Annotated in this window: 5 protein-coding genes; 2 read left to right on the top strand and 3 right to left on the bottom strand. The window is 47.4% G+C overall.

The features are described 5' to 3' along the window. Positions 1–316: type IV secretion system DNA-binding domain-containing protein (locus JCM11216_RS14015; protein ID WP_243676467.1), on the bottom strand; the 316-nt coding region annotated here is incomplete at its 3' end. Positions 317–1,407: 1,091 nt separating this feature from the next. On the opposite strand from JCM11216_RS14015, the gene JCM11216_RS20280 reads away from it, so the two are divergent. Further along, positions 1,408–1,569 (top strand): hypothetical protein, encoded by a 162-nt coding sequence (locus JCM11216_RS20280; RefSeq protein WP_243676466.1) that lies wholly within the window; start codon positions 1,408–1,410, stop codon positions 1,567–1,569. Between the two features lie 172 nt (positions 1,570–1,741). Next, positions 1,742–2,146: a hypothetical protein gene (locus tag JCM11216_RS14005; RefSeq protein ID WP_054854594.1), complete on the top strand. Its 405-nt coding sequence runs from the start codon at positions 1,742–1,744 to the stop codon at positions 2,144–2,146. A 4-nt stretch (positions 2,147–2,150) separates the two neighbouring features. Here the strand turns inward: JCM11216_RS14005 and JCM11216_RS14000 are convergent, their stop codons facing one another. Both JCM11216_RS14000 and JCM11216_RS13995 read right to left on the bottom strand, forming a co-directional pair. Then, positions 2,151–2,867, bottom strand: a complete 717-nt coding sequence (locus JCM11216_RS14000) for a hypothetical protein (RefSeq protein ID WP_054854593.1) — start codon at positions 2,865–2,867, stop codon at positions 2,151–2,153. A 46-nt stretch (positions 2,868–2,913) separates the two neighbouring features. Continuing rightward, on the bottom strand, positions 2,914–3,303 hold the full coding sequence (locus JCM11216_RS13995) for a hypothetical protein (protein ID WP_243676465.1): 390 nt from the start codon (positions 3,301–3,303) through the stop codon (positions 2,914–2,916). Positions 3,304–3,420: the final 117 nt, after the last annotated feature.

Below are 3,420 nucleotides of genomic sequence, written 5' to 3'. Positions count from 1 at the left end.
AAGGAGCGTGGTAATCAGTGAAGCCCTCGTAAGTACCAGCAACATCGAAGACAACCACAGTGTAGCCACACGGCACGTTGGCTAGTGCATTCTTGATCAGTGTGGTCTTACCGGTGCCGATACTGCCGAAGATCAGGGCGTGAGTCTCATCAAGAACCATGAAGTGGAAGAGATGCCCAGCAGGATCATTAATCAAATCCCTAAGACTAGGCTTGCACGGGTCTTGAGGCGTCAAGCCAGCTTCACCGGCTCGCTGGTTAACCCACGGATTAACCTGGTTCACCGAACCCACGCCTTGTCTCCTTCCCCAGGGCATCACTGTTACCGGCTAAATGCTTTATAAGGGCTGGTGCCTTGGTTGTCCGAGACCGCGGTATTTAAAACCCCACTTAAACTTTACTCCTCGTTTCAGCAGCCGTGAGTGCTGAAACGATCTTGCGTGGGCTTTACCGTGGATTCAGCCTTATAAATACGTGCCTCGATATTTAAGTCGGTTCTTAAAGCGCGAAGGGGCTTAGCGAGTCGTTGTTGGGTAGAATATTGTTCTGCGTTGTTGCGATCAACGTCTTCGAGTGAACTCAGGGAGTTGCGTTGCAAGCGCTCACGATTGTTTGCATCGTGGGCTATACCCTCTTTCATCTCCTCACCGCCATTACTCAGAGACTTTTCCCACAGTGTTCCTAAGCTCATTAATGAGGTCCTATCGAGCACACGCCGAATACCCTCCCTTTTAAAAGGATTTAAAATAAGCCTCGAGAAGCACGGTATTTAAAACCCTATTAAAGCATTACCCACACGAGACTCCACCGTGCGCACCGCCACGGTTGGTGCGCACGATCTCACGGGGGGGACTCCACGAGCCGTGCCTCGTATTTTTAAATCATGCCACGTTATTTAAACCATGCCTCAAAGCCGGTAATGCATACTTCAAGTGTGGAGTCGAGCCCCTCTCACGAGCCCCCCCACGATGACACCTAAGGTGTCATCGTGAGTCCTCGTCAACTTTGTAAAGCCCGCGATTAGGCCTTCTACAGGTGAATCCCGTGCACGCACGTGGGGGGGGAACCCTCGAGTGAGGCAGCCTTATAAGCCGTATCGTGGTGGGGGTAGGGCGGTGTTTCACGCTGGCTCGGTAACCGTGGTTGCGAAGCCCCCCCCGTGACCCACGGGAAAAGCGCTCACGGTTGTTTTTCCCGTGAACTGCATTACTTCCAAAAACCCACTGCCACCACCCGGAGGTCTTTTCACTTTGTGTCTTCAGTCAATTATTGGCATTGCCCTCGGGCAATCCCACGAAACAATTTTTTAAAGTTCTTCGTATGTCGTAACCGCGTTTTTTGCCCAGTGTTTAATGGGGGGGCTTTACCTATGTGAAGATAGGTTTCGTGGGATCCACGGGTCGTCACGGTGAAGGCAGATACTCACCCAAGCCCGTGTGTTTGGCAATTATTCCACGCACCACGTAATTCATTAGTCAGGTGTGGTTGGTCCTTGAGCCAGCCATGGGCTTTGGCTGTGGTTGACCCCTCAAGAGACGCCATTAAACCATTACTACGTGGGGGGGTTTAAATTGCTGCATCGCCCTTACCCATCCTAAACAAACAGCATGGAGTGGTATGCAGAAACCACTGATCATGCACCACCTGCCTCATTGGGTCAATGAAGCAATCCGAATCATGCGTACCATGGAGTATTTCATACATATTATTGGTTTAGTAATGATACGGGTAATCCAGGTGAATTGGATGTTTACTTCATGGTTAATGGAAACATTTACAATAATCAACCGCCACAGGAATATGTCAATGGTTTGAATGCATACGCATTGGAACCATTACCACCATCAACATACCTAGCAATAAGCTACCAAAACGCATACCAAACAGCATTTGAAGCAGAATATCAGAGAGCACCAAATAAGTATCAAGCACCTCTGCTACTATCTTCAGAATTTATTAATGGAACCTTTGGATATAGCGAAATTTATGAAAATATTCCTATAAATTATATTGTCGAAGACACAAACAATTATCAAAATCAGCCCTATTTGTTCATATCTACAGGTTCTGGAGGCGGAGCTGGTTATATGTATTTGAATTGGATTGCTGCTACTTTTGGAGTTCCGTATGAATTAGTCGTACCTTAAAAAATTAACTATAGCCTGTGGTAGCTCCCTGTACTATAAACTGCAAATTTAGACCATAACCATAATTATTGATCCAAGCCATGATTCCATATGGTACTAATGTTCCATTATTCATAATCATTATATATCCTCCACCAAAATGTGGATTTGCGGAGTATTGTTGTAGGTTCATTGTTTCTTGTAGTATTGTTCCTGTTGGTTGTGTGTACCATAGGTTTGATGTTCCTGATACTTTTGCTGCCTCCTTGTATCCCACATCCAATGCATATGCTAGTTTGTTTAAGTCACTTGGATCACTTACAACAATTGTCCAATATCCCGGATTAACTTTATCCAATAGTATTGTGTTTCCCTGCACGGGTATTTGAACAGTACCAGTTGAGTTGCCGATAACAACCATGTAGCTCAGTGGTGTGAATGATTGGCCGTTGATTGCTGTTCCCATGTATTTTTGATTAAATGAGTTGATCACGTTGATTGCCTGATAAAGCGTGCTGCTTGAGGCATTGTACGTGCCAACTACGTGCAAATTACCCTGGGAATCGTAGTAGAACAGCTCAAACAACCCATTACTGGGTACTAAGAACACGTACGGTGCGTTGATGCTTATGTACGTGATCGATGGTCTTGGAGTGAGTGGGTGGGTTAGGAATAAGGTGGCCACCACGGCAGCAATGATCACAACGGCAACCGCAATGCCAATGAGGACTGCCCTACCCATTGCTTATTGCCTCTGTGTGGGTGAATTAAGCATTGCGCATCGCGAGTCAAACAACCCTAACGCCAAGCCTAATCAGGGCGTTGTTCACGTACTGCCCAGCAAGGCAAGGCCTCGGCATTCTCCAAAACGGCTTTCCTCTACCGACCTCCCTAACCTCGATTATCCCGATCAACGTCGGTGTTATTGATACTGACGCTTGGATGTTCAGTATTGTGTCGGCTCTAATCAAGCCTTGACTAACGAGCCTACGGTACATCTTGACTACGTTCGGTGCCTTGCTTAATCGCTCGATTACGAGCGCATAGCCAGAGTCCACAAGGGCAATGAGTGACTCGGCGTTCTCTGGCGGCCATATGAAGTTGTTGTCCCAGCAGAACTGTCTCCTAACCCTACCCTTAATGAGTACGTCGCCCGGGTTGATTTGCAACTCCCTCACACCGAATTCCCTAGCATTGTTGATGCCACGATTACCAAGCCCCTCAGGACTAGGGCGACTGAGCCAGGTCCAACAGTGACTGGCTTGCTGGGCGAGGCAAAGCCGTAGATGAACAAA

This window comes from Vulcanisaeta distributa JCM 11216 (assembly GCF_001315985.1).
Classification (GTDB): domain Archaea; phylum Thermoproteota; class Thermoprotei; order Thermoproteales; family Thermocladiaceae; genus Vulcanisaeta; species Vulcanisaeta distributa_E.
The sequence above is the reverse complement of the archived record's forward strand: the minus strand, read 5'-3'. Positions and strand labels throughout refer to the sequence as shown.